The organism is Streptomyces sp. NPDC046887, assembly GCF_040644755.1.
Lineage (GTDB): Bacteria > Actinomycetota > Actinomycetes > Streptomycetales > Streptomycetaceae > Streptomyces > Streptomyces lichenis.
In genome coordinates this window covers 240,238-266,984 of the sequence record NZ_JBEYXH010000003.1, presented here as the reverse complement: position 1 = coordinate 266,984, position 26,747 = coordinate 240,238, and the positions used below count along the sequence as shown (strand labels likewise).

Below are 26,747 nucleotides of genomic sequence, written 5' to 3'. Positions count from 1 at the left end.
CCCCTGACGACCCCTGAGGGCTTCTGTCGGCCGACCGCTCCGAACTGGCACTTCTCTCCCATCGAGACGGCGCCGTCCGCCATACGGGCGCCCCTTGCCGTACCACCGGGCTCGCGCGGACCATATCCCTACCTTTCCGATAGGAAAACTCTGCCATTCGGCAGCGCCCGTCCGCGCACCACCCGAACCGAGCGAGGTGACCGACCGTGAGCACCCTCCTCCTGCCGGCACCTGCCGGACTCGGCGCCCAACTCGCGTACCGCAAACCGGGGATGGCATACGGCGGCACCTCCACATCGCCCGGATCGGCGCCCCGGGCGCGGTGGGCGGCCTCATCGTGCTGACCGACGTCCGCACCCCGCCGCACGACCCGGTCACCGACCCGGCCCCCTCCCCCGACGTCTCCGGGTCCCCCACCCCCGCCCCCGAAGGGAGCACGCGATGAGCACCGCCCTGTCGTGCGAACCCCCGTCCCCCGCCCCCGAGGTCTCCCTCCCTCCGGCCCCGGTCGACTCCCCCGGGCGGCCGTTACTGCTCCGGACCGCGCGGGAGGTGGCCGACGACCTCGCCGCCGACGCCGTCGACCGGGACCACGCGGGCAAGCCCCCGGTGGACGAGGCCGGCCGGCTCCGCGACGCCGGGCTGCCCGCCGCGCTCACCCCGCCGGGACGGGGCCGCGGCACCGACTGGCGTACCGGCTGCGCGGTGATCCAGGAGGTGGCCGCGGCGGACAGCGCCGTCGGCGAACTGCTGGCCCGGCACTACGTCCACGGCTGGGACGTGCGCTTCTACGGCTCCGCCGACCGCGCCCCCGCCCCGGAGCGGACGGCCGTCCACGGCGGCCCGCTGTGGGCCGGCACGGTGCACGCCTCCGCCGCCGACCCGGCGCGCGGCCCGGAGCTGACCCTCACCCCCACGGGCGCCGCCTATCTGCTCCACGGGACCCGGGCGGTGGACACCGCGGTGACCGTGGCGGACCAGTTCCTGGTGGACGCCGTCTGTACGGTCACCGGTGACGTCCTGCTCGTCCGGGTGCCGGCCGACCGCCCGGGGGTCGGCGTCGAACCGGCCACCGACCGCCTGGGCCAGCGCGTCGCCGGGGCGGGCACGGTCGCCTTTGACGGCGTCCCCGTGGACGCCCCGCAGGTGGTCGGCGTCCGCCCGCCCGACGAGGAGGCCACCCCGCCCTTCACCGCGCTCGCCCCCTCCGCCCTGCGGCTGGCGCTCGCCCATGTCGGCCTGGGCATCCTGCACGGCGCCCTCGCCGAGGCCCGCGACCTCAGCCGCAACACCCCCCACCACCGGACGCACCATCCCGCCGCCCTCCCACCCGCCGAGGACCCCGACCTCCTCCTCGCGTTCGGCGAGCTCGCCTCCGCCACCCACACCGCGACCGCCGTGGTCGAGCGCGCCACCGACGCCCTGGCCGCCGCCCTCGCCCCCGGTGCCGTACTCGACGGCGACCAGCCCGCCGACATCGCCGCCCTGGTCGCCACCGCCGAGTCCGTCACCACCCGGGCCGCCCTCCAGCTCACCGCCCGCGTCCTCGAACTCGCCGACACCCCCGGCCTGGACCGCCACTGGCGCAACGCCCGCACCCTCACCGCCCACCGCTCCCCCACCCACCTCCTCCGCGGCATCGGCGACCACTACCTCAACACCGCCTACCGCCACTGACGACGACACCCCGGCCGGCCACTTCCGGCAACGTCCGGCAACTTCCAGCCACTTTCTGAAAGTTTCAGAAAGTAGTTACAGAACGACCGTGCGCGCTCCTACGCTGGCGCCGACCGTTCACCGGATGAAGGCAGGGGAACCTCATGCGCCGATCCAGCGGATCCATCCGTCCGACTTCCGTCCGTCCGACTTCCGTCCGCACGGCTTTGGCCACGGCCCTGGCCACGGGCACGGGCATCGTCGCCGTCGGCCTCGCGGCGCTGCTCTACGCCGCCGGGGGCGCGGCGGCGACAGCCACGGGGGCGGGCGAGGCAACCGGCGGCAGCACCTCCGCGCCCTCCTGCCTCGGCCTCTCGGCGAGTTGGCGCTACACCCAGGTCACCAACGGCTGCGGTGCGGCGCACACGGTGACCGTGGAGTACCGCTCGGGCTGGTCGGTGCCCTGCCGTACGGTCGCCCCCGATGCGACCGTCACCTTCCCCGGCTACGGCACCCAGGGCGACGAGGTCACCGGGATACGGCTGTGCACCGCCGCCTCGTAGCGAACCCGGCGCGAAAAATTGCCGGGCGGACGACGGCGGACGCTGCTAGGTTCTCGCCAGACCGCGAAGGACCGAGGAGGTGTTACCCGTGAACGCAGTATCGACATGGGTGCTCCCCTCCGGGGTCGCGGTCGGGCGATAGGTCGTCCGGGAGCGCCGCTTCAGCGCACTCCCGAAAGGCACGACCATGCACCTCACCTCCGAACAGCGCCTCGACGACGGCGTCGTCGAGCGCGAGTTCACCCTCGGCGAGATCCCCGGCACCCTGTGGACGCCCGGGCCGGACACATCCGCCGCGCCCGTCCCGCTGATCCTGATGGCCCACAACAACGGCCTGCCCAAGGCGCAGTCCCGGCTGGTCGCCCGGGCCCGGCACACCGCGGCGGCCGGCTACGCGGTGGCCTCCATCGACGCCGCCGGGTGCGGCGACCGGCCGCGTTCCGACGCCGACGAGCGGGCCCGCGCGGACTTCCGGCGGGCGGTACAGGCCGGCGAGGCGGACGAGGGGGTCTTTGAAGCCTTCGTCGGCCCGCTGGTGGAGCAGGCGGCCCCGGACTGGCGGACCACCCTGGACGCCCTCCTCGCGCTACCCGGGATCGGCGGGCCGGTCGGGTACTCGGGGTGGACCGCCCTGGGCATCCGCCTCGCGGTGGCCGAGCCGCGCATCGCGGCCGCCGGCTTCTTCGCCGGGGGTTACGTCCCCCGCGCCCAGCGCGAGGAGGCCCGGCGGCTCAGCATCCCGCTGCTGTTCCTGCTGCAATGGGACGACGAGGGGAACCCCCGGCAGCGGGCCCTGGACCTCTTCGACGCCTTCGGCAGCAGGGAGAAGACGCTCCACGCCAACCTGGGCGGGCACACCGGCACCCCGTGGTTCGAGCTGGAGGACGGGTTCCGGTTCTACGACCGGCACCTGACGTAGCCGTCGTCACCGGCACCTGACGTAGCCGCCGGGCCGCAGACGCGGCCGTGCCCGGCCCCCTGGTGATCAGAGAGGGCCGGGCACGGTACCGCTGCCGGCGGCTCAGCCGGCCGGGGCCGGGGCGGGGCCGACCAGTTCCTCCAGGACGTCCTCCATCGTCACGTACCCGATGACCGCGCCGCCCTCGCCGGTGACGGCGGCCAGATGGCTGCCGGCGGCGCGCAGGGCGGTGAGGGTGTCGTCCAGCGGGGTGTCCAGGGCGACCCGGGTGACGGTGTGCAGCGCCGAGCGGGGGAACGGCTTGTCCCGTTCGGCGACGCCCAGGGTGTCCTTGATGTGCAGGTAGCCGAGGACCGCGCCGGACGGGCCGGTCACCGGGAAGCGGGAGAACTTGGCCTCCACCGCCGTCCGCTCCAGCTCGTCCGGGGTGACGGTGTGCGGCACCGTGCGCATCCGGGGCGCCGCGACCAGGACCTCGCCGACCGGCCGGGTGCCCAGCTCCAGGGCGTCCCGCAGCCGCTCGCCGTCGGCCGGGTCGAGCAGGCCCGCGTCGCTGGAGTCGGCCACCATCCGGGCCAGTTCGTCGTCGGTGAAGGCCGACTCCACCTCGTCCTTCGGCTCCACCTTGATCAGCCGCAGCAGGGTGTTGGCGAAGGCGTTGATGGCGAAGACGAACGGCTTGAGGGCCCGGGTGATCGCCACCAGGGACGGGCCGAGCAGCAGCGCGGTCCGGGCCGGGGCGGCCAGCGCGATGTTCTTGGGCACCATCTCGCCGATGAGCATATGGGCGTAGGTGGCGGCGGCCAGCGCGATCACGAAGGCGATCGGGTGGACCAGCGCGTCCGGCACGCTGACGGCCGCGAACACCGGCTCCAGCAGATGCGCGATGGCCGGTTCGGCGACCGCGCCCAGCACCAGCGAGGAGACGGTGATGCCGAGCTGGGCGGTGGCCATCATCTGGGAGATGTGCTCCAAGCCCCACAGGGTGGTCCGGGCGCGCTTGTCGCCCTGCTTGGCGGCCGGTTCGATCTGCGCGCGGCGCACCGAGATCAGCGCGAACTCGGCGGCCACGAAGAAGGCGTTGGTCAGCAGGGTGAGCAGGCCGATGAGGATCTGCACGGTGGTCATCGGGCCTCCTCCAGCTGGCGGCGGGCCCCGGCCACGACCGGGACCTCGGGGGCGGCCTCGCCGGCCGGCTCGGTGATGTGGACCCGGTCGGCGCGGTGGTGGCTGACGTCGAGGACGTCCAGCTTCCAGCCGGCCACCTCCACGGTGTCGCCCTGGGCCGGGATCCGGGCCAGCCGGTTGGCGATCAGCCCGGCGACCGTCTCGTACGGGCCGTTGGGCGCGCTCAGCCCGATCCCGGCCAGCTGGTCTATCCGGACGCTGCCGTCCGCCTCCCAGGTGGACCGGCCGTCCTCGGTCGCGGGCGCCGGCAGCAGGTCGGGGACCTCCAGCGGGTCGTGCTCGTCGCGCACCTCGCCGACGACCTCCTCCACGATGTCCTCCACCGTGGCCACACCGGCCGTGCCGCCGTACTCGTCGATGACGACGGCCATGGTCCGCTCGGCCCGCATCCGCTCCAGGAGGCGGTCGGCCGGCAGGGAGTCGGGCACCAGCAGCGGCGGGCTGGCCAGCGCGGTGACCGGGGTGGTGGCCCGCCGGTCGGCGGGCAGCGCGAGCACATCGCGGATGTGCACGGTGCCGACCACCTCGTCCAGGCTCTGCCGGTAGACCGGGAAGCGGGACAGACCGGTGGCGAGGGTGAGGTTCGCGGCGTCGGCGGCGGTGGCGCCGGCCTCCAGCGCCAGCACCTCCACCCGCGGGGTCATCACGTTCTGCGCGGTCAGCTCGCCCAGGTGCAGGGTGCGGACGAACAGCTCGGCCGAGTCCTCCTCCAGGGCGCCCTCGCGTGCCGAGTGCTCGGCCAGCGCGACCAGTTCCTCCGGCGTACGGGCGGAGGCCAGCTCCTCGGCCGGCTCCAGGCCGACGCGGCGCACGAACCGGTTGGCGGTGGAGTTGAGGTGGCGGATGAACGGGCCGAAGGCCGCGGTGAACCCGCGCTGCGGGGTGGCCACCACCCGGGCGACCGCCAGCGGGCGGGAGATCGCCCAGTTCTTCGGCACCAGCTCGCCGATGACCATCAGCACCACCGTGGACAGGGCGACGCCCAGCACGGTGGCGACGGAGGAGGCGGCGGCGCCCAGGCCGATGGCCCGCAGCGGTCCGCCCAGCAGGGCGGCGAAGGACGGCTCGGCCAGCATGCCGATGACCAGGGAGGTGACCGTGATGCCGAGCTGCGCCCCGGAGAGCTGGAGCGTCAGCTTGCGTACGGCCGCCAGGGCGCTCGACGCGCCGCGCTCACCGGCGGCGGCCGAGCGTTCCAGCTCGCCCCGCTCGACGGTGGTCAGGGAGAACTCGGCGGCCACGAACACCGCGCACGCGAGAGTGAGGGCCAGGGCGGCGAGCAGCAGCAGGACCTCGGTCACCGTGCCACCCCCGTTCCCCGGCTCGAATCGTGCGGGCGGGCGGTGGCACGGCTGGTACTGGGAGGTTCACCCATCGCGGGTCCGTGGCTCCTTGTCGGTGGTGTGGGTGGGGGCGGGCGGGAAGAGGCACCCGCGCGCGAGGAAGCCGCTGTGCGTCGCGGCTTCTACAGCCACTGTAAAGGAATCGCCAAAAAGTGGGAGTCCCCCCTTGGTCACCGAGGTCGCTCAGAGCGGGGTCGCCGCCCGCAGGACGAAGAAGAGGGTGACCGCGGAGTTGGCCGAGGACCAGGCCGAGGCCGCCACCCCGGCCGTGGCGCCCCAGGCGGCCAGCCCCGCCGTGGTCCGCAGCGGCGGCCAGCGGTACCCGGCCGGGGCGGGCCGCAGCAGCGCGGCCACCCGGCGCGGGACCGGGCCCGCCGCGGCCAGCCCGGCGAGGGTCGGTACGGGCGCTCCCCGCGAGACCAGCGCCGCCTTGCCGATGGCCCGTGCCACCGTGCGCCGGCTGCCCACCGCCACGGCGGCCTCCTCGTCGGCCCACCGCTCGGCGGTGTACGCCACGGCGGTGCCGAGCGGCCGCAGGAACGGGTTGGCGCCCGCGGCCAGCCGTACCGCCAGCAGATAGCGGTGGTGGCCGGCCGCCAGATGGGCCCGCTCATGGGCGAAGAGCGCCCGCCGCTCGGCTGCCGTCAGCCCGGCCAGCATCCCGGTGCTCACCACCACCCTGCCCCCCGTACCCCGTACGCCGCCGGGCAGCGCGTACGCGTACGGGACCGGGTCCGGCAGCACCGCCACCGAGGACGGGCGCAGCGCGCCGAGCGCCCGGCCGGCCCGGCGGCGCACCCGCCGGTGCCGCCACCCGGTGCGCACCGCCGCGGCCACCACCGCGAGCAGGGCCGGGATCGCGGCCGGGCCCGCCACCTCGTCGTACGGCACGGCCGCCCGTACCTCCGGGTCGGACCAGCCGTCCGGCAGCGGGTTGCCGGGCAGTTGGGCGGTGCCGACCACCATCAGCAGCGCCAGGCACAGGGTGCTGCACAGGGCCAGGACGACGGCGACCACGCCCAGCAGCCGGGTGGCCGTACGCGGGTGGAGGTGCTGCTCGGCGAGGCGGGCCACCGGCCAGGCGCTCAGCGGCAGCACCAGCGGCAGGAAGACGAAGACGCCCACGGCGGTCAGCCCCCCACCCCGCCGCCGGCCCCGTCCCCCTCGTCGTCCCCTTCCCCCTCCTCGGTCTGGGCGAGCAGCCCGCGCAGCAGCTCCTCGTCCCCGGGCGGCAGCGCGGTGACGAAGCTGGCCAGCACCGCGCCCCGGTCCGGCTCCCCGTCCAGCACCCGGCGCATCCGCAGCGCGGCGAGACCCGCCTCGTCGGCCGTCGGGGTCCAGACGAACGACCGCCCGGAGCGCTCCCGGGTGACCGCCCCCTTGGCGTGCAGCCGGGTCAGGATGGTGATCACCGTGGTGTACGCCAGGCCGGTCCCCAGGCGCTCCTGCACCCAGCCGGTGTTCACCGGAGTACGCGCCTGCCGCAGCGCGGCCAGCACCTGCGCCTCCAACTCGCCCTGCCCGCGCCTGCGCGGCGGCTCCGGGGCACCGCCCCGCGCCCCGCCGCCGTCCCCCGCCCGGTCCCGCCCGGTCATCCCCGCTCCCTCCGCCATCCCGCTCCCTCCACCCACCGCAGCTCGCCGCCCACCGCGCTCTCCGCCGGTCGCCCAGCGTAGTGGCCGCCCCCCGCAGGGCGCCGGGCCATCCGCCGCCCCTCCCCTTGGAGGATCCTCCGACCACCCTCGCATCTGCCATGGCCAATGCGCTGAAACATTGCAAACAAGAGGTCATGGTGCCTACCGTTCCGGACATGCAGTCCTACACAATCGGTCAGGCCGCGCGGCTGCTGGGCGTCAGCCCGGACACCGCGCGCCGCTGGGCGGATGCCGGACGGGTCGCGACCCATCGCGACGAAGGCGGCCGCCGCCTCATCGACGGGCAGGCCCTGGCCGCGTTCTCGATCGAGGTGGCGCAGCAGGGCAACGGGGAGGAAGACGTCCCCTACACCTCCGCCCGCAACGCGTTCCCGGGCATCGTCACCGCGATCAAGCTCGGCGATGTCGCGGCCCAGGTCGAGATCCAGGCCGGGCCGCACCGACTGGTTTCCCTGCTCACCCGTGAGGCCGTCGAGGAACTGGGCCTGGAGGTCGGCATGCAGGCCACGGCCCGTGTGAAGTCCACCAGCGTCCATATCGACCGCCCCTGACGACTCCAGGAGTCGCCCCGATGTCCCTGTCCCTGCCCCCGCTCCCCGCCCGCCGCCGCGCCGCGGCCGCCCTCGCCGGTACCGCGCTGCTGCTCCCGCTCGCCGCCTGCGGCTCCGACGCCGACTCCGGCACCAAGGACGAGGGCCGGAGCGCCTCGCCGTCCGCCTCCGCCCCCCAGGCGCCCGCGGCCGATCTCACCGTGCTGGCCGCGGCCTCCCTCACCGACGTCTTCAAGACGGCGGGAGCCGCGTACGAGAAGAGCCACCCCGGCACCAAGCTGAACTTCTCCTTCGCCGGCTCGCAGGAGCTGATCGCCCAGATCCAGAACGGCGCCCCCGCCGACGCCCTGGTCACCGCCGACACCAAGAGCATGGACAAGGTGAAGGCGGACGCCGAGGCGCCGGTGGTGATCGCCAAGAACCGCCTGGTCATCGCCACCGGCGAGGGCAACCCCGAGAAGGTCGACGAGCTGAAGGACCTCGCCGACCCCAAGCTCAAGGTGGTGCTGGCCGCCCCCGAGGTGCCGGCCGGCAAGTACAGCAAGCAGGTGCTGGACAAGCAGAAGATCACCGTGAAGCCGGTTTCCCAGGAGGCCAGCGTCCGCGCGGTGCTGAGCAAGGTCCAGCTGGGCGAGGCGGACGCGGGCCTGGTCTACAAGACGGACGCCGACAGCGCCCCCGACAAGGTGGACGCCGTCGAGATCCCGGACGACCAGAACGCCATCGCCGAGTACCCGGCCGCCGCGCTGAAGGACTCCAAGAACGCGGCCGCCGCCAAGGCGTTCGTCGCCTGGCTGTCCGGCCCCGAGGGGCAGAAGATCCTCCTGGAGGCCGGCTTCCAGTCGCCGAAGCCCCAGGCCTGAAGCGGCAAGGCTGAGAGCGGCGGCTGAGAGCCGCAGGGCTGAGAGCGGCAGGGCTGAGTCGCAGGACACGGACGGCAGGAACGAACGCATGGGCATGAAGGACCGGGTGCGGGCAGGGGCGCGTGCGGGCGCACGCCTCCGTGCCCGGGACGGGCACCCGGCCATGCCCCGGACCCGGGTGCCCGTCCCGCTCGTCCTGCCCGCCCTGCTCGCCGTCGGCTTCCTTCTCCTGCCGCTCGTCGGCATCCTGGCCCGCACCTCCTGGGGCGAGCTGGGCGCCCACCTCACCAGCCCGGAGGCACTCCAGGCGCTGCGGCTGTCCCTGCTGGTGTCCTTCTGGGCGCTGGGGCTGTCGCTGCTCCTCGGGGTGCCGCTGGCCTGGCTGCTGGCCCGGGTGGACTTCCCCGGCAAGGCCCTGGTCCGCTCGCTCGTCCTGCTGCCGATGGTGCTGCCGCCGACCGTGGGCGGGGTGGCGCTGCTGCTCGGCTTCGGGCGGCGCGGGCTGCTCGGGCCGTGGCTGGAGGACTGGTTCGGCGTCACCCTGCCGTTCCACACCTCCGGGGCGGTGGTCGCCGCCACCTTCGTCGCCATGCCGTTCCTGGTGATCAGCCTGGAGGGCGCGCTGGCGGGCCTGAACCGGCGCTACGAGGAGACCGCCGCCTCCCTGGGCGCCTCCCCGGCCCGGGTGTTCGCCACGGTCACCCTGCCGATGGTGGCCCCCGGCCTGGCCGCCGGGGCGGCGCTCACCTGGGCGCGGGCACTGGGCGAGTTCGGCGCCACGATCACCTTCGCGGGCAATCTGCCCGGCAGTACGCAGACCCTGCCGCTCCAGGTGTACCTGCTGCTCCAGGAGCGCCCCGAGGCCGCGACCTCGGTCTCCCTCCTGCTGCTGGCCATCGCCATGGCGGTGCTCATCGCCCTGCGCGGCCGCTGGTCCACCACCCCCAGGGACCGCCACCCGACCGCCCCGGAACAGCCCGCCGACCCCGTCCCCCCAAGCCCGGCGGCACCGCCCCCGCACCAGGAGGCATCGCCCCCCACCACCCCCTGGTCCCTGCACGCCGACCTCACCGGCTTCCTCCAGCTCACCCTGGACGCCGAGCCCGGCACCACCATCGCCGTGGTCGGCCCCAACGGCGCCGGGAAGACCACCCTGCTGCGCGCCCTGCTGGGGCTCACCGACCGGGCCACCGCCCGGCTCCGGCTCGGCGGCGACGAGGTCAGCACGCTGGCCCCGCACCGCCGCCAGGTCGCCTGGGTGCCGCAGGACGGCGCCCTCTTCCCCCACCTCACCGCCCTCGCCAACACCGCCTACGGGCTGCGCGCCCAGGGCACAGCCCGCACCGAGGCCCGGCGCACCGCCCAGGAGTGGCTGGACCGGCTCGGGGTCGGGCAGCTGGCCCACCGCCGCCCGGCCCAGCTCTCCGGCGGCCAGGCCCAGCGGGTCGCCCTGGCCCGGGCGCTGGCCGCCCGCCCCCGCCTGCTCCTCCTCGACGAACCGCTGGCCGCGCTCGACCAGACCACCCGCGCCCATGTCCGGCACACCCTCCGCCGCCATCTGGACGGCTTCGGCGGGGTCTGCCTGATGGTCACCCACGACCCGGTGGAGGCGGTCTCGCTGGCCGACCGGGTCCTCGTCCTGGAGGACGGGCGCCCGGTGCAGTACGCCGCCCCCGCCGAGGTCGCCCGGCACCCCCGCTCGGCCTGGGTGGCCCGGATGCTGGGCCGCAACGCCTGGCCGGGCACCGCCACCACCGAAGGCCTGACCGTCCCCGGCGGCGCGGCCGTGGTCGCCGCCGAACCCCTCATCCCCGGCACCGAAGCCCTGGCGATCATCGCCCCCGAGGCCGTCTCGCTGCACCGCGAACCACCCGGCGGCAGCCCGCGCAACACCTGGCCGGGCACGGTCCGCGAGATCACCGCGGTCGGCTCCCGCCTGCGCACCCTGATCACCTGCGCGGACGCCCCCGACCTGGTAGCCGAGATCACCCCGGCCGCCGCCGCCGACCTCGCCCTCACCGACGGCACCCCGGTGTACGCGGCCGTCAAAGCCACCGAGGTCGTCCTCGTCCCCCGCTGAGCCCTCATCTACCCGACACCCGGCCCCCGGGGATAGGTTCAGCCCTCATGCGGCACTTCGAGCGGGACATCCTCACCGTGGCCGACCAACTCGCGGAGGTGTACGCGGAGGTCTTCACCGCCCCTCCCTGGCAGCACCGGGACCGTGCGGAGACCCGGGCGGCGTTTCGGGCGCGGCTGGAGACCGACGCCTACCGCCCCGGGTTCCGGGCCGTGCTCGCCCTGTCGGACGGCGGCGGGGTCGACGGGTTCGCCACCGGGTGGACCACCCTCGCCCCGTTCCGTACCGACCGCGCCTACCCCCGGGTGACGCGCCGGCTCGGCGCCGAGCGGGTGGCGGAGTTGCTGGTCGGCGCCTTCGAGGTGGACGAGCTGGGGGTGCGGGAGCACGCCCGGGGGACGGGGCTGGGGCGGCGGCTGCTGGGCGCCCTCACCGAGGCGGTGCCGGACGGGCGTGCCTGGTTGCTGGCCTGGGGCGGGGCACCGGACACGCTCGCGTTCTACCGCCGGATGGGCTGGCAGGAGCCCGCACCACTGCCCGGGGACCCGACGGACGTCGTGGTCTTCCTCGCGCCGAGATGATCCTTCGGTTACGCGGCTCCGCCGGTGAGCCGTAGCCGGGCGGGCTCCAGCAGTTCCAGGGCCTCCGCCCAGCGGAAGCCGTTCCCGCCGCCGATCAGGACGCCCATCTCCCGCAGGGTGGCCAGGCTGCGGGCGTACGCGGGGTGGGCGCTGAGCGGGGGGCCGACGGCCGGGAGTGCGGCGGTGGGCACCCCCTTCCCGTAGGCCTCGCAGAGGATGCCCAGGGCCAGGGTGTCGGCGATCCCGGCGGCCCACTTGTTGAGGGTGTTGAAGGTGGCCGGGGCGACCGCCAGGGCGTCCGGGTCGCGTGACGGCCGCTCCTCGCCGGGCAGCCGCCAGGCCGACCGGACCGGGCGGCCGGTCGCCGCCTCCACGGCGGCGCGGTCCAGGAAGCCCAGCCCCTGCGGGGTGGCGATCACCCCGGTCTCCCAGCCCCGCTCCCGGGCCTGGGCCAGCAGTTCGCCGACGCCGACGGCGACCCCGGCCGCGCAGACGACCACCCCCAGCAGCGGCCGCCGGGCGGTGTCCTCGGCCTCGCCTGCGGTCATTGCGGCTCCTGACTCCGGGGGACGGCCAACGGGCGGACGGTACACCGCCCCTGACACCGTGCCGGTCCCGCGGTCGTCCGTCCCACCGTCCTGTCGGGGCACCCGAGCGGGTGAGTACCCTGAGCCTGTCGCGGACTCGCCCCCCACCACGCCCCCTGCGGCGCGGCCGATCCGCCGGAACACTTCAGAGCAGTCGGTCAGGCGGGTAGGTGCACAGGGTGCTGGTGGCGGACCGTTACCGGGTGGAGTCGGCCATCGGCCGCGGTGCGATGGGAGAGGTCTGGCGCGCCACGGACGAGGTGCTGGGCCGGCCGGTGGCACTGAAGCTGCTGCTGGGCGACGACTCCGACGCGGAGACGGCGGCGCGCTTCCGGCTGGAGGGGCAGACCGCCGCCCGGCTGAGCCACCCGCATGTGGTCGGGGTTTTCGACTTCGGCGCCTGGGACGGCCGGTTCTACCTGGTCATGGAGTACGTGGCCGGGCACAGCCTGGCCCAGGAGCTGGCCGGGGCGGGGGCACTCACCCCCGACCGGGTGGCCGTGGTCGCCGCGCACACCGCCGCCGGGCTGGCCCTCGCCCACCGGCAGGGCATCGTGCACCGGGACATCAAGCCCGGCAACCTCCTCACCGACGCCGACGGCACGGTGAAGCTGGGCGACTTCGGCATAGCCCGGTTCGTGGACGACCCGGCCGCCGCGCTGACCACCGCGGGGCAGATCGTGGGCACCAGCCTCTATCTGGCCCCCGAACGGGCCCTCGGGCAGCCGGCCGGGCCCGCCTCGGACGTGTACTCGCTGGGCTGTGTGCTGTACCAGCTGCTCACCGGGCAGCCGCCGTTCCACGCCGACACCTCCACGGCCATCCTGTACCAGCACATCGACTCCGCGCCGGTGCCGCCGACCACCCTGGGGGTGCCGGTCACCCCGGAGTTCGAGCGGCGGCTGCTGGCCATGCTCGCCAAGCGGCCCGAGGCGCGGCCCAGCGCCCAGGAGACCGCCGACTTCTTCGGCTCCGGCGTCTGGCGCACCGCCCCCGCCCACCTGGCCCCGGCCGTCCGCCCGGCCCCGGCGCCCACCACCCGGCCCTCCGGCCCCACCACGTACGCCCTGCCGGGCACCGCTGCCCCGCGTACCGGCCGCGGCCGGCGCGCCCAGCCCACCCGGCGCCCCACCACCTCGGCCCGCGCCTTCGTCAGCCGCCGCCCCCGGGTGGCCAGCGCCATCGCCGGGACGGTGGCCTTCCTGGCCGCCGTCTGGCTGGGCATGGCGATCTTCGCGCCCGACACCGGCTCGGCCAACACCCCCGCCGAACCCACCACCGGCGCCGTCACCGCCCCGGCCGCCTCCACCACTACGGGGCGGTGACCGGGCCGTCCGCTCGCGCCCCCGTCAGGACACGTCCTCCATCCGCGGCATCTCGCCCTTCACCGTGTGGATGTCGATCACCGAGAACGCCGCGCCCATCGGGTCGCCCAGCGCGGCGAACCTGCCGAACGGGCTGTCCATCGGGCCGTAGTAGACGCTGCCGCCCAGCTCGCGGGTCCTGGCGCAGGCCCGGTCCACGTCGTCCACGGTGAAGTAGACGTTCAGATAGGGCGGCATCTCGGGCGGGAAGTCCTCGCCGCTGATCGACATCCGGCCCAGCACGGTGTCCTCGCCCAGGTTGTAGAGGCGGAAGTCGCCGCCGGGGTCGTCCATCCGCTGCTGCCGGTAGCCGAAGACCGCCTGGAAGAAGGCGTCGGCGCGCTCCGGTTCCCGGGTGAAGACCTCGGCCCAGCAGTAGGCCCCGCGCATCGGCGGCCGGGCGTCGAAACCGCGGTGGGTGCCGGGCTGCCAGACACCGAAGACGACGCCGCTCGGCTCCCGGGCCAGCGCCATGGTGCCGAAGTCGCCGACGGTCATGGGCTCCATCAGCAGCTGCCCGCCGTTCCGGCGGATCTTCTCGGCGGTGGCGGCGGCGTCCGGCGAGGCGAGGTAGAGGCACCACGCCGAGAAGTCCTCCGCGCCCGGCATCGGCGGCACCACGGCGGCGGCCGCCTTGCCCTCGGCGTACGCCTGCGTGTAGTTGCCGTACTCGGTGGACGCCTCGCCGAACGTCCAGCCGAGCACCTCCGCGTAGTAGCTCTTGGCGCCCGCGAGGTCGGCGAACATGGCGTCCGCCCAGATCGGCGTGCCCTCGCGCACGTCGGCCTGGCCGGCCGCGGTGGCGTGGACGGTCGGCTCGCTCCCGGCGGCCTGGCCGGTCCGGGTGGACGGTGCGGGTTCTGCGGGGTGTGCGGTCATGGCGATGCTCTTCTCTCCCACTCGGCCGCCGTACGCCGATCCCGTACGCCGATCCCGTACGTCGATCCCGTACGGGGGACCCGATCCCCCCCCTCGGATCGCCCCGGGAGCGCACCCGGGGCTCCTTTCGGATCCCTCTCGGATCCCACTCGGATCCCTCTCGAAATCCCTCTCGGAGATCCCTTCGGATCCCACCCGCGCGCACCCGGGTCGGACGCGGGATCGGACGCGGATCGCACCCGTATCTCGTGCGGATCGCGCGCGGATCTCGCTCGTTCGGCGGACTGTCTCCGGAAAAACCGGCCCGAATTGTCACGCTAGCGAGGCTTGTCCCGTCCCGCGCGTCGAAAATCTGCGAGTCGGTCGGTACATCCGCTTGACGGGGTGTCATACTGAGGGCTGTAGCCCGTCGTGCATCCCCCGTCGCGACGGGCTACACCTATGCCCGCACGCGCCCGAGGGCCGGACCGGGCCATCCGGACCGGGCAAGCGCCAGGCACGGGCAAGGGACTCCCCTCGTGGCCCCCTGCCCGTGTTTTTTCGAGTTAACAGTGACGTAGAGTGGTTACGCAAGTCCGAATCCGCTGTGAAGGCGGAAGGGCGGTGGGCCACCGTACGGGGCCCGTGACCGTATGCGAACAACTCGCGACCGGGAGACACCGGATGACCGACGGCGAACAGCGCGCGCCCGAGCTGAGGACGCTGCAGCAGAAGGTCTCGTACATGGTCGAGCGGACCTTTCCCGGCCAACGGGTCTCCGGCCGGTTCTTCGCCGACCTGGTCAAGGAGCGCGGCGGCTCGCTCTCCCACAGCTACTTCTCCAACATCCTGGCGGGCAAGGTCACCCACCCCTCCGAGGAGATCCTGAAGGCGCTCGGGCTGGGCTTCGGCGTGGACTGGCGGTTCTTCAAGGAGGAGTCGGAGGTCGTCGACGATGTGGTGGCGGGGCTCCAGTTCCTCGCCAAGAGCCGCACCGGGGACATCGTCGGCATCGCGGCGCGCGGGATGGGCGAGGACGGAATTCCGGCCGAACTGCTGGAGCTCGCGCTCTCCCTCCTGGAGGAGGAGAAGCAGAACCGGGGGCAGGGGCGGCCCGGCGCCGCTCCCCAGGACGGGCCGTGAACACCGCCCGATAAGGCCCCGGTAGGGGCCCCGGCAAGGCGTCCGGCAAGGCGTCCGGCAGGGGCCGGAAGCGGAACGGCCGGTAGGATCATCCGGCGCATGTCACCGGCACGGGTGTGTACGCACAGCAACGCGCACCCACGCCCCCGCCGACCGGGCCCGCCTCCGGCACGGGGGAGCGGTCACGACCACACCGAGGCCTGGGGAGCCCATGTCCATGCGGGAGCTGCGCCGGGAGTGCGAGGCCGGGCTGGCCGATCTGCCGGTCCCGGTGCCCTTCACCGTGGAGGCGCTGGCCGCCGCGATGGCGGCCGCCCGCGGCCGGACCCTCGTGCTGCGGGAGCTGCCGGAACGATTCGCCCGGGTGAACGGCGCCTGCGGGCTGCGGCTGTCCGCCGGGGACACCAGCCTGGTCCTCTACCGGCGCCGCCCCACCGCGTACCAGACCCAGCACGTCATCCTGCACGAGCTGTGCCATGAGTGGTTCGACCACGGCACCGGACTGGACGCCGAGGCGCTCGGCCGGCTGCTCCCGGTCTTCGACGCCTCCCTGATCGGCCGGGTGCTGGGCACCGGGGCCACCGTGCAGGCCCGGGCCCAGTACGACACCCATGACGAGCGGATGGCCGAGCTGGGGGCCTCGCTCATCGGGCGGATGGCCCGCGACGCCACCAGCGACGACATGGTGGGCCGGCTCGACAACTCGCTGTCCCGGCCGGTGGCCCACCGCCGCGGGCCGCTGCTGCCGGGCCTGTTCCGCCGCCGCACCGCCACCCCCGAGACCACCGACCCCGAGGACCGCCCGTGAGCGCGCTCGACCTCGCCGGCTATCTGATAGCCGGAGTGATGACCGCCGTCGCCCTGTGGCGGATGCCCGCCGCCCTGTGGGGCGACGAGGAGGACCGGCGGCGCCGGGCCCTGTGGGGCTGCTACGCCGGGTTCGCCGCCGCGCTGTGGACCAAGACCAAGGCCGTGCGCACCGCGCTCAACGACAGCCCGGTGGTGGACCTCGCCGTACTGATCAAGCACTACACCGCGACCGTCGCCATCCTCGCCATCCTGAGCTACATCGTGGCGATCTACGGCCGCTACGAGGACGGCGGCGCCGTCCCCCGCCATGTGCGGTTCGCCCGGCTGGTCCAGCAGGTGGCGGCCAAGGCCTCCGCCGCCACCCTGGTCCTGCTGACCGTGCTCTTCTTCACCGTGGTGGACCGCTCGGCCCCCTCCGACCGGTTCGTCTCCGACCACGCCGGGCAGTGGGGCGCCACGCTCTACATGAGCGTCTTCTACCTCTACCTCGGCGCCGCCTCCGCCGTCTGCGCCTACCAGTGGGCGCTGGCCACCGGCGCCGCCACCGCCCGCCATCTGCGTGCCGGGCTCGGGATGATGACGGCGGCCATGTTCATCGGCGTCGGCTACACCGCCAGCCGGACCCTCTTCCTCTGGATCAGCGTCCTCGCTCCGCCCTCGCACACCTTCGCCCAGACCTTCGACAAGGCCACCGAGCTGGCGCAGATCGTGCTCTTCGCCCTGTTCGCGCTGGGCGCCTCGCTGCCCGCCTTCTCCAAGGGCTGGCGGCGGGTGCGGCTGTGGCGGGCGCAGGCCGCGCTCTACCCGCTCTGGCGCGAGCTGATGACCGCCTTCCCCGACCAGCCCTTCGAGCCGCCCGCCCCGCTCCTGCGCGAGCTGACCCGCTTCTCCACCCCCTCCGACCTGCGGATCGACCGCTGGGCGGCGGATATCGCGGACGCCGGCGAGAAGCTGCGCCACTATGTGCCGGACTCCCTGGCCCCCGCCGCCCGGGACGCCGCCGGCGGCCCCGGCCCGCTGGCCGACGCCTACTGGATCGCCGCCGCCCTCGCCCGCAAGGCCGCCGGGGCGCCCGCCGGACCGGCCGCCGCCGTGGACCCGCAGCACGCCACCGACCAGGACGGCGAGGTGGCCCGGCTGACCCGGGTGGCCGCCGCCCACCGCACCCTCGACCCCGACCGGGTCCGCGCCCTGGCGCACCCCCTGGAGCCCGCCGTATGACCACCGCCCCGACCCTCACCGCCGCCGAGCGCTCCCGGCCCCTCGCCCGGGCCGTCACCGACGCCCTCCAGCCGCGCAATGTGCTGTTGGCCGGGATGACCGGGATCGGCTGGGCGGCGGCCGGGCACTGGAGCGGGCTGCTCTGGGGGCTGCTGGGCGCGCTCTGCGCCGGGATCGTGCCCGCCGGGTACATCGAGTGGGAGCGCGGGCGCGGCCGCTGGGGCGACCGCCATGTGGTGGACCGCACCAAGCGCGCCCCGATCTTCCTCGTCATCCTCGGCTCGGTCGGCACCGGCGCCCTGCTGATGCTCGCCGGGCACGCCCCGACCGGGATCCTCCTCGCCATGCTGGGGCTGTGGGTGATGACCATCGGGCTGCTGGCGATCAACACGGTCTGGAAGATCTCGGTGGACGCCGCCGTCGCCTCGGCGGTGGTCGCGCTGCTCGCCGCCGTGCACAGCCCCTGGTGGCTACTCGGCTACGCGATGACGGCCGCCGTCTGCTGGACCCGGGTGGCCCTGGGCTACCACACACCGGGCCAGGTCCTCGCGGGCAGCGCACTGGGCGCGGCCACCACCCTGGTGTATCTGCCCTGGTGAACCCGCGGGATCAGCCGGGCCGCCCGCTGGCATCGCCCCCGCTGGGAGCCTCGCCCCCGTCCGGTGCCCCGCCCCCGCTCTGGGGCTCGGACCCGCTCAGGTCGGGGAAGGAGTGGTGCTCGTGCGCGACCACCCAGCGGCCCGCCTCCCTGCGCAGCCCCAGGGTCAACCGCATCCGGAAGCCCGGGCGGGCCGCGAGTTCCTCCTCGGTGCCGCACCGCACGAGTGCGTGGGCGAAGGCGACGTCCCGGCCGGCGGTGACCTCCAGTTCCTCGATGCCGAAGACGGCCCCCTGGGCCTGCCACGCGAAGAACGCCGGCCAGACCTCCCGGTACGCCCCGGCACCCCGCACGCCCCGGTAGGGCGGCGGAACGTCGAACATCACGATGTCCTCGGCGTGGTCCTCCACCACGGTGTCGATACGCCCCTGGTGCACCGCCTGGGCCCACCGTTCGATGAGCGCCCGGATCTGCTCGCTGTCGTCCCGCATGACTCCTCGGTCCTCCGCTCCGGGCGTCGGTGCCCCGTCGGCATGCCTCGGTAGGGGAGACCCGCGCGGCCCGGGAAACTCATCGGCCACCACCCTGGTCTACCCGGGCTGAGTCCCCTGGGGCCGGTGCAGGCCGAAGGTGGTGAAGGCGGTACGGGAGGGCAGCGGGTACGCCTCCGGGCCGCCGTCCGCACCGGTGAGCGCGTTGACGATGACCGCGGACCGCCAGGCGGCCAGCCCCAGATCGGGCACGCCCACCCCGTGGCTGTGCCGCTCGGCGTTCTGCACGAACACCGAGCCGCCCACCGCCGGATCGAGCACCAGCCGCTGCTCCCCGTCCACCAGCGGCCGCCCGCCCCCGTCCCGGCCGAGGTACTTCTCCAGCGGGCCGAGCAGCGCCTCCAGCGGCCGCTCGCGGTAGCCGGTGGCCAGCACCACGGCGTCGGTGGCCAGGGTCTCCCGGGCGTCCTGCCCCCGGTGCCGCAGCGCCAGCTCCAGCCGCCCGCCGCGGCGCTCCGCCCCGGTCACCTCCACCCCCGGGGTCAGCACCACGTCCGGCCAGCCGCCGCCCAGGGTGCGCCGGTACAGCTCGTCGTGGATCGCGCCCAGGGTCTCCGCGTCGACCCCCTTGTACAGCTGCCACTGCGCGGGCAGCAGCCGGTCGCGCTCCGCCTCGGGCAGCGCGCGGAAGTAGGCGGTGTAGTCGGGCGTGAACTGCTCAAGCCCGATCTTGGAGTACTCCATCGGCGCGAACGCCTCGGTGCGCGCCAGCCAGCTCAGCCCCTCCGCCCCGGCCGGACGGGCCCGCAGCAGGTCGAGCAGGATCTCGGCGCCGGACTGCCCGGCCCCGACCACGGTGACCCGTCGGGCGGCCAGCAGCTCCGCCCGGTGCTCCAGGTAGTCGGCGGAGTGCAGTACGGGCACCCCGGGGTCGGCGGCGAGGGAGTGCAGCGGCTCCGGTACGTACGGGGCGGTGCCGACGCCCAGCGCCAGGTGCCGCGCGTACAGCCGCCCGGGGCTGGTCTCCTGGTAGGTGAAGTCCACCGCGAACGCGGCCCGTTCGGCGTCCCAGGCCAGCCGCTCGACCCGGTGCCCGAACCGGCAGCCGCCCAGCCCCTCGCTGGCCCAGCGCAGATACGCCTCGTACTCGGCCCGGTCGATATGGAACCGCTCGGCGAAGTAGAACGGGAACAGCCGCCCGGTGGCGCGTACGTAGTTGAGGAAGGACCACCGGCTGGTCGGGTCCACCAGGCTGACCAGGTCGGCGAGGAAGGGCACCTGGAGGGTGGCGCCCTCGATCAGCAGCCCGGGGTGCCAGCGGAAGGCGGGGCGCTGCTCCAGGAACGCGGCCCGCAGCCCGGGCACCCCGTCGGCCAGCGCCGCCAGCGACAGGTTGAACGGCCCGGCGCCCACCCCCAGCAGGTCCAGCGGCCGCTCGGCGGTGCCGTCCGCGTCATCCATGCCGGATATCGGGTCGCTGGCGGTCATACGGTTCCTCCGTCGGTACGTGCGGTGGTGCGTGGTGCGGGTGGAGTGGGAGCGGCGGGTTCGGCGGCCAGGTCCAGCAGCCCGTCGAAGTCGGCGGCCCGGGCGTGCGGGTGGAGCAGGGTGGCCTTCAGCCAGAGCCGGGTCATGCCGGGGTCGGAGTCGGTCTCGCCGTCCTCGGCGCGGGCGCGGCCCAGCACCGCCCGCCCCTCCTGGAGCAGCCGCCGCCGCACCTCGGCCACCAGGGCGTCCCCCTGCTCCGGGGGCAGCCCGTCGGCGGCGGTGGGCCGGAACAGCACGGTGCTGATCCCCGTACCGCCGGGGCGGCGGCGCAGCCCCGGGTGGGCGTCGATCCGGGCGGCCAGCTCTTCGGCGGTGGCCACGCACCGCTCCACCAGCGCCGCCATGCCGTCCCGGCCGAGGGCCCGCAGGGTGGCGGCGATCTTCAGCGCGTCGGGGCGCCGGGAGGTGCGCAGCGAGCGGCCGAGCAGGTCCGGCAGCCCGGCCTCGGTGTCGTCGTCGGCGTTGAGGTAGTCGGCGGTCAGTTGCAGCGGCGCGAGGTACCGGGCGTCGGCGACGGCCAGCACCCCCGCGGCCACCGGTTGCCAGCCCAGCTTGTGCAGGTCGTAGGTGACCGAGTCGGCCCGCTCGACCCCGGCCAGCCGGGGGGCCAGCCGCTCGCTGAACAGCAGCGGCCCCCCGTAGGCGGCGTCCACGTGCAGCCGCGCCCGGTGCGCGGCGGCGGCGTCGGCGAGCGCGGGCAGCGGGTCGATCAGCCCCTCGTCGGTGGTCCCGGCGGTGGCCACCACCAGGGCGGCCGCGTCGGCGGGCAGCGCGGCCAGGGCGCCGCGTACCGCCTCGGGGTCCAGCCGCCCGCCCGGGCACTCTACGGCCACCGGCTCGGGCAGCCCGAGCAGCCAGGCGGCCCGCCGGACGCTGTGGTGGGCGGTGGCCCCGCACACCACCCGTACCGTCCGCCCGCCCGTGGCCCGGGCCTCCTCCCGGGCCAGCAGCAGCCCGAGCAGATTGGACTCGGTGCCCCCACTGGTGATCAGCGCGTCGGGGCCGGAGGTCCCCGGGTAGACCAGCCGGGCCAGCTCGGCGGTGACCGCCCGTTCGACGGTGGTGGCGGCGGGCGCCTGGTCCCAGGAGTCCATGGAGGGGTTGAGCGCGGAGGCGGCCAGGTCGGCGGCGGCGGCCACGGCCAGCGGCGGGCAGTGCAGATGGGCCGCGCAGGCCGGGTCGGCCGGGTCCGCGGCGCCCTCGGCGACCAGCTCCACCAGTTCGCGCAGCGCCGTCTCGGCGCCCACCCCGTGCCGGGGCAGCACCTCCAGCGCGCCGAACCGCTCCTCCACCCCCTCGGGCCCGCCCCCGGGCAGGGGCCCGCCCCGCCGCACCGCCCCGGCCCGCAGCGCGTCCAGCACCACGCCGGTCAGCGGCGCCAGCGCGTCCGCCCCGTCCACCCCTCCGGCCAGCGCGGCGCACCCCCGGGGGTCGGCGGTGGGACCGCCGATCAGGTTGTCCCGTACCCCGCTCACGCGCCCCGCCGCCCCTGCCGAGGGGCCCGCCGGCCACCCGACCGGCCCGGCGCGACCGCCGCCAGCGCCCCCGCGAGCCGCTCCAGCACCGCGTCCGCCTCCCCGTCCGTCAGGGTCAGCGGCGGCAGCAGCCTCAGCACGGTGTCCTCCCGCCCGCCGAGCTCCAGCATCAGTCCGCGCTCCAGGCAGGCGGCGCGCAGCGCGGAGGCCAGCACCGGGTCACCGGGCGGGTTGCCCAGCCGGTCCGGCGGGCCCGCCGGGTCCACGATCTCCACCCCGATCATCAGCCCCCTCCCCCGTACCTCACCGAACTCCGCCCGCCCCTCCGCCATGTCCCGCAGCTCCCGGCGGATCCGCTCGCCCAGTTTCGCGGCCCGCTCGGGCAGCTGCTCCGCCGCCACCGTGCGCAGGGTGATCTCCCCGGCGACCATCGCCAGGGTGTTGCCCCGGAAGGTCCCGGTGTGCGCGCCGGGCAGCCAGCGGTCCAGCTCGGAGCGGTACGCGATGAGGGCCAGCGGCAGTCCGCCGCCGACCGCCTTGGAGGCGACCAGGATGTCCGGAACCACCCCGGCGCGCTCGCAGGCCCAGAAGTGCCCGGTGCGGCCGACGCCGGTCTGGATCTCGTCCACGATCAGCAGCACCCCGTGCTCGGCGGTGATCCGGCGGACCTCGCGCAGCCAGCCGTCCGGCCCCTCCACCACCCCGCCCTCGCCCTGCACCACCTCCAGGATCACGGCGGCGGGCCGCTCGACTCCGCTGCTGGGGTCGGTGATCAGGCTCTCCAGCACCCGGGCCGACAGCTCCCCCGCCGCCTCCGGGGCGCCGCCGACGCCGAACGGGCAGCGGTAGGCGTACGGGTAGGGCACCCGGGTCACCGGCTGGGCGTCGGCCGGGCCGCCCGCCCGCATCCCCGCGGGCCCGGACACGGCCGCCGCACCCAGGGTCATCCCGTGGTACGCCCCGGTGAACGCGACGATCCCGCGCCGCCCGGTGGCCGTACGGGCCAGCTTCAGCGCCGCCTCCACCGCGTCCGTCCCGGCCGGACCGCAGAAGTGCAGCCGGGCGTCCTCGCGCAGCCCACCGGGCAGATGGCGCAGGAACTCGGCGCAGAACGCGTCCTTCTGCGGGGTGATCAGATCCAGCGCGTGCAGCAGCGCCCCGGAGGCCAGGGTGGCCTGGAGGGCGTCGATCACGGCGGGGTGGTTGTGTCCGAGGGCGAGGGTGCCCGCCCCGGAGAGGCAGTCGAGATAGGTCCGCCCGTCGACCCCGGTGACCTGGGCCCCGGCGGCCGTGGCCGGGGCGACCGGCAGGGTGCGGGCGTAGGTGCGAGCCGCCGACTCGCGCTGGGTCTGACGGTCGAGAAGCTGGGCTCGCAGCATGGCGGACAGCGCCCTTCGTCGTTCTGCGTCATCCTTCTGACGGTCAGTTAGGTTAGCCTAACCTGAACATGCGCCTCCGGCGACGGCCACCCGCCCCCACCACCGCACCAGGACAGCGTCCCACCGACACAACCGCCAACGACAGCCGCGAACTTGACGTCACGCCCGCATGGTCCCGCTTGCACGTACGTCCACTAATCGCCCGGAAGAGTGACGACTCGTCCGGTTTGCCCCGCCCCGTAGCGAGCACCCGCACCCCACGAAGGAACACGAAGGAACCGGACCACCGGCAAGGTGACATCGTGAGGAGGGCAGCCGACATGGCACCAGCGGCGACGTCCCCGTCCGCCGCGGCGACCCCACCGGCGACCGCGCAGACCGCAGAGGCCGCGGCGCAGGGCGCGAGGACGGCCACGGAGGCCGCGGGGGCGGCAGCACAGGGCGCGAGGACGGCGGTGCCGCTCAGCCCGCGGCCAGCAGCTCCGCGAGGAAGGCGTCCAGCTCCTCCAGGTTCTCCTGGCCGGCCGGGACGGACGCGTACGAGGAGGCGAGGAAGCGCTCCAGCGAGGGCGCCCAGACCGAGAAGACGGTCTCGCCCAGCAGCTCGATGCACAGCTCCTGACGGCTGCCGTTCAGCGCGGGCCACATCCGCACATCGCCCTCGCCCACCGTGCCCCGCATGCCCTCCCAGAGCATGTCCCGGTCCAGCCGCCATTCGGCGTAGACGCAGCCGCCGTGGGTGAAGCCGACGATGACGGCGTACGGGTCACGGGCGTCATAGGTCAGATGGGCCAGCACGGGCACCTCATGGCCCTCGGCGGACACCAGGCGCATGAAGACCTTGTCGCGCAGGACCGGGGTCATCTCGTCGGGAGCCATCTCGTCCTCCAGGGGTGGGGGTAGCGGGCAGGACAGCGACCTCTTCCCGGTGCCCCGGGCTATCCGCCTCATGCGGACGTTCACCCAGGTGTACTCCGTACGGCCGCGCTCCGGCGCGCGCCGGGCCGTCAACCTTCTTACCGTGACTGAATGATCGTCAGTTCGTTCGCCGCCGCCGTGCTGCCCGCCGTGCTGCTGCTCGCGCCCGCCGCGCCCCCCGCCGGGGCGCACTCCGCACCCGCCGCCGCGCGGTCGGTCACCGGGCCGCGCCCCGTGGAGCCCATGCCGCCGCGCCCGGCCGCGGCGGCCGGTTCCGCGCTGCTGCACCGCCCCGGCACCCAGGTCCGGGTGCCCCCCGGGGTGGCGGGCCCGCCGGCGGTGACGGCCCGGGCCTATCTGGTGGCCGACGCCCGCAGCGGCGACGTACTGGCGGCCCGCGACGCCCACCGGCAGCTGCCGCCCGCCTCCACCCTGAAGACGCTCTTCGCGCTGACCGCGCTGCCCGGGCAGTCCCCCGAACGGCAGCACACCGTCAGCGAGCACGAACTGCGCGGGGTCGGTGACGGTTCCAGCCTGGTCGGCGTCCGCGAGGAGGTCACCTACAAGCTGGCCGACCTGTGGCGGGGGGTCTTCCTCAGCTCCGGCAACGACGCGGTACGGGTGCTGGCCGGGCTGAACGGCGGCTGGCAGCGCACCGCCCGTGAGATGGAGGCCAAGGCCCGCTCACTGGGCGCCCTGGACACCCGGGTGAAGTCCCCCGACGGCTACGACACCGAGGGCCAGGTCTCCTCCGCGTACGACCTGGCGGTCTTCGGCCGCGCCGGGCTCCAGAACCCGGACTTCGCCCGGTACGCGGCCACCGCCGAGGCCGACTTCCCCGGCGGCGGCTGGTCGTACGGCATCCGCAACACCAACCGGCTGCTCACCGGCGACGACGGGGTGGGGCGCTACCCCGGCATCCTCGGCATCAAGAACGGCTACACCACCAACGCCGGGCACACCCTGGTCACCGCCGCCCGGCACGGCTCGCGCACCCTGGTGGTCTCCGTGATGAACCCCCGCAGCGGGGGCGCCTTCGACGTCTACGAGGAGGCCCGCCGCCTTCTCGACTGGGGCTTCGCCGCCGCCCCCAAGGCCCAGCCGGTCGGCTCCATCCTCCCCCCTCCCCAACCCCCCAAGATCCACGCCGCCGCCCCTCCGGCCCCTCCCTCGAAGCCGAAGCCCACCCCCCCGACCCCCGCCCCGGTCACCGCCTCTGCCGCCACCCCCACCGACGACGGCCCCCACCTCCTCCTCCCTCTCACCGTCGTCGGCGCCGCCCTCCTCGCCGCCGCCACCCTCTGGTGGACCCGCCGCCGCCCCCACCGCTGACGCCGAGGGTCACCCGAAAGCGGGACATCGCCGAGCGCACGGGGTCACCCCGGCAGGTCGCCCGGCCCCTCGAAGGTCCGGGAGAACAGCGGCTCCGTCCACACCCGGTCCGCCCGTCTCTGATCCGGCAGCTCGTCCAGGTCGAGGGTGAAGGTGCGGCCGTCGGCCAGCGGAGCGGCCAGCTTGCCGGTGCCGTACGCGCGGGTGTGCGCGGTGCTGTAGCCGGTGGCGGTGGGCTCGGTGTGCAACACCACCTCTCGGGCGTACGGATCGACGACCAGGTAGACGGGGACGCCGTAGCGCCCGTACTTCTCGGTGCAGTCGTCGTAGTCCCTGCGGGCCGAGGCCGTCGAGACCACCTCGGAGATCAGCAGGACGTCCACGAAGCCGTAGTGCGCGCCCTCCCGGCTCGCGTCCTCGCGGAGGACGGCGAAGTCGGGTGCGGAGTGCTCACCGCCCGGGAAGTCGAGGTGCACATCGGAGAGGACCTTCGCCTGGCGGCCGAGGGTGTGGGCGGAGGCGATCTGCATCGACCTGATCGTGCTGGAGTGCACCGCACTCCGGGGGGTCAGGATCACCTTGCCGTCGGTGCCGAAGAGGACTGTGTAACCCTCGGGGAACTCGGTGCGCGCGATCGCGTCGCCGCTCATGGTCGTTGCTCCTTCCGGTGTGCCGTCACCGTACGGCGGCGACCGGACCCCTCAGCACGCAGCGGAAATCCGGCTGCCCCCGCGCCCCCTCCCCCCGCACACTCACCCCATGGCTTCCTCCCTCCTGCTCCCCCTCCCCGCCCCCATTCAAGAAATGGCCGACCGACTCACCCACATCCCCGGCGTCGTCGGGGTGATGCTCGGGGGCAGCCGGGCTCGGGGCGAGGGGCGGGCGGACTCCGACTGGGACCTCGGCGTCTACTACCGCGCACCGCTCGACCTCGCCGCCCTGGGCGCGCTCGCCGGGGACGGGGTGGAGGTCGCCGCCCCGGGTGCCTGGGGGCCGTGGGTCAACGGCGGGGCGTGGCTGCGGGTCGGGGACTGGGCCGTGGACTGGATCCTGCGGGACCTGGACCGGGTGGGGCGGGTGTGGCGGGAGTGCCAGGAGGGGCGGTACGAGGTGGGCGTCCAGGCCGGGCACCCGCTCGGCTTCTGGTCGCCCTGCTACCCCGGCGAGGTCGCCCTCGGCCGGGTCCTCGCCGACCCCTCCGGCGAGCTGACCGCCCTGCGCGCCGCCACCGCCGCCTACCCCGAGCCGCTGCGCCATGCGCTGCTGGACGCCGCCTGGGAGGCGGAGTTCCTGATGGAAGGGGCTGCGAAGGGGGCGGCCGGTGCCGACCCGCTCTACGTCTCGCTCTGCCTCTCCCGCGCCCTCGGGGTGCTCACCCAGTCGCTGCACGCCCACGCCCGCCGCTGGTGCCTCAACGAGAAGGGCGCCCTGGCCACAGCCGAGACGCTGCCCGCCGCCCCGCCCGGCTTCGGCCCCCGGGCCCGCGCCCTGCTCGGCTCCCCGGGTGCCACGGCCGCCGAGCTGTCCGCCACGGTGGCGGCCGCCCGCGCCCTGGTGGCCGAGACCCGCGCCGCCCTGGCCGCCGACGCGGACGCGTGACCCGCCGTTCACACCCGGATGGCAC

At 75.0% G+C, this 26,747-nt stretch carries 26 protein-coding genes; 14 read left to right on the top strand and 12 right to left on the bottom strand.

The genetic code is table 11. The annotated features are described in order from the left end of the window. Nucleotides 1-441: 441 nt before the first annotated feature. From ABZ945_RS05935 to ABZ945_RS05925, 3 genes are all read left to right on the top strand, one after another. Complete coding sequence (locus ABZ945_RS05935) at nt 442-1,677, top strand: acyl-CoA dehydrogenase (RefSeq protein ID WP_361264494.1); 1,236 nt, start codon at nt 442-444, stop codon at nt 1,675-1,677. A 206-nt stretch (nt 1,678-1,883) separates the two neighbouring features. Beyond that, complete coding sequence (locus ABZ945_RS05930; protein ID WP_361264491.1) at nt 1,884-2,219, top strand: alpha-amylase; 336 nt, start codon at nt 1,884-1,886, stop codon at nt 2,217-2,219. Nucleotides 2,220-2,406: 187 nt separating this feature from the next. Then, on the top strand, nt 2,407-3,138 hold the full coding sequence (locus ABZ945_RS05925; protein WP_361264488.1) for an alpha/beta hydrolase: 732 nt from the start codon (nt 2,407-2,409) through the stop codon (nt 3,136-3,138). A gap of 102 nt (nt 3,139-3,240) precedes the next feature. Here ABZ945_RS05925 and ABZ945_RS05920 read toward each other — a convergent pair whose 3' ends face one another. From ABZ945_RS05920 to ABZ945_RS05905, 4 genes are all read right to left on the bottom strand, one after another. After that, the gene (locus ABZ945_RS05920; protein WP_361264485.1) at nt 3,241-4,266 is read right to left on the bottom strand and encodes a hemolysin family protein; all 1,026 of its coding nucleotides are present in this window, start codon (nt 4,264-4,266) and stop codon (nt 3,241-3,243) included. Then, complete coding sequence (locus ABZ945_RS05915) at nt 4,263-5,627, bottom strand: hemolysin family protein (protein ID WP_361264482.1); 1,365 nt, start codon at nt 5,625-5,627, stop codon at nt 4,263-4,265. Before ABZ945_RS05915 ends, ABZ945_RS05920 begins: the two co-directional genes overlap by 4 nt. A 225-nt stretch (nt 5,628-5,852) precedes the next feature. Continuing rightward, nucleotides 5,853-6,794, bottom strand: a complete 942-nt coding sequence (locus ABZ945_RS05910; RefSeq protein ID WP_361264479.1) for a M56 family metallopeptidase — start codon at nt 6,792-6,794, stop codon at nt 5,853-5,855. A 5-nt stretch (nt 6,795-6,799) separates the two neighbouring features. Beyond that, nucleotides 6,800-7,264 carry a BlaI/MecI/CopY family transcriptional regulator gene (locus ABZ945_RS05905; protein WP_361264683.1) on the bottom strand — a complete coding sequence of 155 codons (465 nt, stop codon included), beginning with the start codon at nt 7,262-7,264 and terminating at the stop codon, nt 6,800-6,802. Between the two features lie 215 nt (nt 7,265-7,479). Here ABZ945_RS05905 and ABZ945_RS05900 point away from each other — a divergent pair, with 215 nt between their 5' ends. From ABZ945_RS05900 to ABZ945_RS05885, 4 genes are all read left to right on the top strand, one after another. Further along, nucleotides 7,480-7,875: a helix-turn-helix transcriptional regulator gene (locus tag ABZ945_RS05900; RefSeq protein WP_248635824.1), complete on the top strand. Its 396-nt coding sequence runs from the start codon at nt 7,480-7,482 to the stop codon at nt 7,873-7,875. A 20-nt stretch (nt 7,876-7,895) separates the two neighbouring features. Continuing rightward, entirely contained in the window at nt 7,896-8,738 is an 843-nt protein-coding gene (gene modA / locus ABZ945_RS05895; RefSeq protein ID WP_361264475.1) for a molybdate ABC transporter substrate-binding protein, read from the top strand. 163 nt (nt 8,739-8,901) lie between these two features. Beyond that, the gene (locus ABZ945_RS05890) at nt 8,902-10,818 is read left to right on the top strand and encodes an ABC transporter permease (RefSeq protein WP_361264680.1); all 1,917 of its coding nucleotides are present in this window, start codon (nt 8,902-8,904) and stop codon (nt 10,816-10,818) included. Nucleotides 10,819-10,865: 47 nt separating this feature from the next. After that, a complete protein-coding gene (locus ABZ945_RS05885) occupies nt 10,866-11,399 on the top strand; it encodes a GNAT family N-acetyltransferase (protein WP_361264472.1) in 534 nt (177 codons plus the stop codon). Between the two features lie 8 nt (nt 11,400-11,407). Here the strand turns inward: ABZ945_RS05885 and ABZ945_RS05880 are convergent, their stop codons facing one another. Next, complete coding sequence (locus tag ABZ945_RS05880) at nt 11,408-11,947, bottom strand: flavoprotein (protein WP_361264469.1); 540 nt, start codon at nt 11,945-11,947, stop codon at nt 11,408-11,410. A 209-nt stretch (nt 11,948-12,156) separates the two neighbouring features. On the opposite strand from ABZ945_RS05880, the gene ABZ945_RS05875 reads away from it, so the two are divergent. Next, entirely contained in the window at nt 12,157-13,311 is a 1,155-nt protein-coding gene (locus ABZ945_RS05875; protein ID WP_361264466.1) for a protein kinase, read from the top strand. A 24-nt stretch (nt 13,312-13,335) separates the two neighbouring features. Here the strand turns inward: ABZ945_RS05875 and ABZ945_RS05870 are convergent, their stop codons facing one another. Continuing rightward, nucleotides 13,336-14,097 (bottom strand): VOC family protein, encoded by a 762-nt coding sequence (locus ABZ945_RS05870; RefSeq protein ID WP_361264677.1) that lies wholly within the window; start codon nt 14,095-14,097, stop codon nt 13,336-13,338. Between the two features lie 795 nt (nt 14,098-14,892). On the opposite strand from ABZ945_RS05870, the gene ABZ945_RS05865 reads away from it, so the two are divergent. From ABZ945_RS05865 to ABZ945_RS05850, 4 genes are all read left to right on the top strand, one after another. Beyond that, entirely contained in the window at nt 14,893-15,351 is a 459-nt protein-coding gene (locus ABZ945_RS05865) for a hypothetical protein (RefSeq protein WP_361264462.1), read from the top strand. Between the two features lie 211 nt (nt 15,352-15,562). Beyond that, the gene (locus ABZ945_RS05860; RefSeq protein WP_361264459.1) at nt 15,563-16,159 is read left to right on the top strand and encodes a toxin; all 597 of its coding nucleotides are present in this window, start codon (nt 15,563-15,565) and stop codon (nt 16,157-16,159) included. Continuing rightward, nucleotides 16,156-17,382, top strand: a complete 1,227-nt coding sequence (locus tag ABZ945_RS05855) for an MAB_1171c family putative transporter (RefSeq protein ID WP_361264456.1) — start codon at nt 16,156-16,158, stop codon at nt 17,380-17,382. The genes ABZ945_RS05860 and ABZ945_RS05855 overlap by 4 nt, the downstream gene beginning before the upstream one ends. Next, entirely contained in the window at nt 17,379-17,981 is a 603-nt protein-coding gene (locus ABZ945_RS05850) for a phosphatase PAP2 family protein (RefSeq protein ID WP_361264453.1), read from the top strand. Before ABZ945_RS05855 ends, ABZ945_RS05850 begins: the two co-directional genes overlap by 4 nt. Before the next feature lie 10 nt (nt 17,982-17,991). Here the strand turns inward: ABZ945_RS05850 and ABZ945_RS05845 are convergent, their stop codons facing one another. The 5 genes from ABZ945_RS05845 to ABZ945_RS05825 form a co-directional block, all read right to left on the bottom strand. Beyond that, nucleotides 17,992-18,471 (bottom strand): nuclear transport factor 2 family protein, encoded by a 480-nt coding sequence (locus ABZ945_RS05845; protein WP_361264451.1) that lies wholly within the window; start codon nt 18,469-18,471, stop codon nt 17,992-17,994. 99 nt (nt 18,472-18,570) lie between these two features. Continuing rightward, nucleotides 18,571-19,959 carry a SidA/IucD/PvdA family monooxygenase gene (locus ABZ945_RS05840; RefSeq protein WP_361264448.1) on the bottom strand — a complete coding sequence of 463 codons (1,389 nt, stop codon included), beginning with the start codon at nt 19,957-19,959 and terminating at the stop codon, nt 18,571-18,573. Beyond that, on the bottom strand, nt 19,956-21,431 hold the full coding sequence (locus ABZ945_RS05835) for a pyridoxal-dependent decarboxylase (protein ID WP_361264674.1): 1,476 nt from the start codon (nt 21,429-21,431) through the stop codon (nt 19,956-19,958). Before ABZ945_RS05835 ends, ABZ945_RS05840 begins: the two co-directional genes overlap by 4 nt. Before the next feature lie 59 nt (nt 21,432-21,490). Continuing rightward, a complete protein-coding gene (locus tag ABZ945_RS05830) occupies nt 21,491-22,873 on the bottom strand; it encodes a diaminobutyrate--2-oxoglutarate transaminase family protein (RefSeq protein ID WP_361264445.1) in 1,383 nt (460 codons plus the stop codon). 462 nt (nt 22,874-23,335) lie between these two features. Continuing rightward, nucleotides 23,336-23,752 carry an SsgA family sporulation/cell division regulator gene (locus ABZ945_RS05825; RefSeq protein WP_361264442.1) on the bottom strand — a complete coding sequence of 139 codons (417 nt, stop codon included), beginning with the start codon at nt 23,750-23,752 and terminating at the stop codon, nt 23,336-23,338. A gap of 150 nt (nt 23,753-23,902) precedes the next feature. On the opposite strand from ABZ945_RS05825, the gene ABZ945_RS05820 reads away from it, so the two are divergent. Beyond that, a complete protein-coding gene (locus ABZ945_RS05820; RefSeq protein ID WP_361264439.1) occupies nt 23,903-25,123 on the top strand; it encodes a D-alanyl-D-alanine carboxypeptidase in 1,221 nt (406 codons plus the stop codon). A 44-nt stretch (nt 25,124-25,167) separates the two neighbouring features. On the opposite strand, the gene ABZ945_RS05815 is transcribed toward ABZ945_RS05820, so the two are convergent. Next, nucleotides 25,168-25,773, bottom strand: a complete 606-nt coding sequence (locus ABZ945_RS05815; protein ID WP_361264436.1) for a Uma2 family endonuclease — start codon at nt 25,771-25,773, stop codon at nt 25,168-25,170. 154 nt (nt 25,774-25,927) lie between these two features. Here ABZ945_RS05815 and ABZ945_RS05810 point away from each other — a divergent pair, with 154 nt between their 5' ends. Further along, a complete protein-coding gene (locus ABZ945_RS05810; RefSeq protein WP_361264671.1) occupies nt 25,928-26,722 on the top strand; it encodes a nucleotidyltransferase domain-containing protein in 795 nt (264 codons plus the stop codon). The last annotated feature ends 25 nt before the right edge of the window (nt 26,723-26,747 follow it).

Excerpts from the sequence above, each read along its gene's own strand:
- ABZ945_RS05865 (WP_361264462.1), top strand. The coding sequence starts at position 14,893 with ATGACCGACGGCGAACAGCGCGCGCCCGAGCTGAGGACGCTGCAGCAG.
- ABZ945_RS05925 (WP_361264488.1), top strand. The coding sequence starts at position 2,407 with ATGCACCTCACCTCCGAACAGCGCCTCGACGACGGCGTCGTCGAGCGC.
- ABZ945_RS05905 (WP_361264683.1), bottom strand. The coding sequence starts at position 7,264 with ATGACCGGGCGGGACCGGGCGGGGGACGGCGGCGGGGCGCGGGGCGGT.
- modA (WP_361264475.1), top strand. The coding sequence starts at position 7,896 with ATGTCCCTGTCCCTGCCCCCGCTCCCCGCCCGCCGCCGCGCCGCGGCC.
- ABZ945_RS05880 (WP_361264469.1), bottom strand. The coding sequence starts at position 11,947 with ATGACCGCAGGCGAGGCCGAGGACACCGCCCGGCGGCCGCTGCTGGGG.
- ABZ945_RS05900 (WP_248635824.1), top strand. The coding sequence starts at position 7,480 with ATGCAGTCCTACACAATCGGTCAGGCCGCGCGGCTGCTGGGCGTCAGC.
- ABZ945_RS05810 (WP_361264671.1), top strand. The coding sequence starts at position 25,928 with ATGGCCGACCGACTCACCCACATCCCCGGCGTCGTCGGGGTGATGCTC.
- ABZ945_RS05830 (WP_361264445.1), bottom strand. The coding sequence starts at position 22,873 with ATGCTGCGAGCCCAGCTTCTCGACCGTCAGACCCAGCGCGAGTCGGCG.
- ABZ945_RS05935 (WP_361264494.1), top strand. The coding sequence starts at position 442 with ATGAGCACCGCCCTGTCGTGCGAACCCCCGTCCCCCGCCCCCGAGGTC.
- ABZ945_RS05845 (WP_361264451.1), bottom strand. The coding sequence starts at position 18,471 with ATGCGGGACGACAGCGAGCAGATCCGGGCGCTCATCGAACGGTGGGCC.
- ABZ945_RS05850 (WP_361264453.1), top strand. The coding sequence starts at position 17,379 with ATGACCACCGCCCCGACCCTCACCGCCGCCGAGCGCTCCCGGCCCCTC.
- ABZ945_RS05885 (WP_361264472.1), top strand. The coding sequence starts at position 10,866 with ATGCGGCACTTCGAGCGGGACATCCTCACCGTGGCCGACCAACTCGCG.
- ABZ945_RS05840 (WP_361264448.1), bottom strand. The coding sequence starts at position 19,959 with ATGACCGCCAGCGACCCGATATCCGGCATGGATGACGCGGACGGCACC.
- ABZ945_RS05870 (WP_361264677.1), bottom strand. The coding sequence starts at position 14,097 with ATGTTCGCCGACCTCGCGGGCGCCAAGAGCTACTACGCGGAGGTGCTC.
- ABZ945_RS05890 (WP_361264680.1), top strand. The coding sequence starts at position 8,902 with ATGCCCCGGACCCGGGTGCCCGTCCCGCTCGTCCTGCCCGCCCTGCTC.
- ABZ945_RS05815 (WP_361264436.1), bottom strand. The coding sequence starts at position 25,773 with ATGAGCGGCGACGCGATCGCGCGCACCGAGTTCCCCGAGGGTTACACA.
- ABZ945_RS05825 (WP_361264442.1), bottom strand. The coding sequence starts at position 23,752 with ATGGCTCCCGACGAGATGACCCCGGTCCTGCGCGACAAGGTCTTCATG.
- ABZ945_RS05920 (WP_361264485.1), bottom strand. The coding sequence starts at position 4,266 with ATGACCACCGTGCAGATCCTCATCGGCCTGCTCACCCTGCTGACCAAC.
- ABZ945_RS05820 (WP_361264439.1), top strand. The coding sequence starts at position 23,903 with ATGATCGTCAGTTCGTTCGCCGCCGCCGTGCTGCCCGCCGTGCTGCTG.
- ABZ945_RS05860 (WP_361264459.1), top strand. The coding sequence starts at position 15,563 with ATGTCCATGCGGGAGCTGCGCCGGGAGTGCGAGGCCGGGCTGGCCGAT.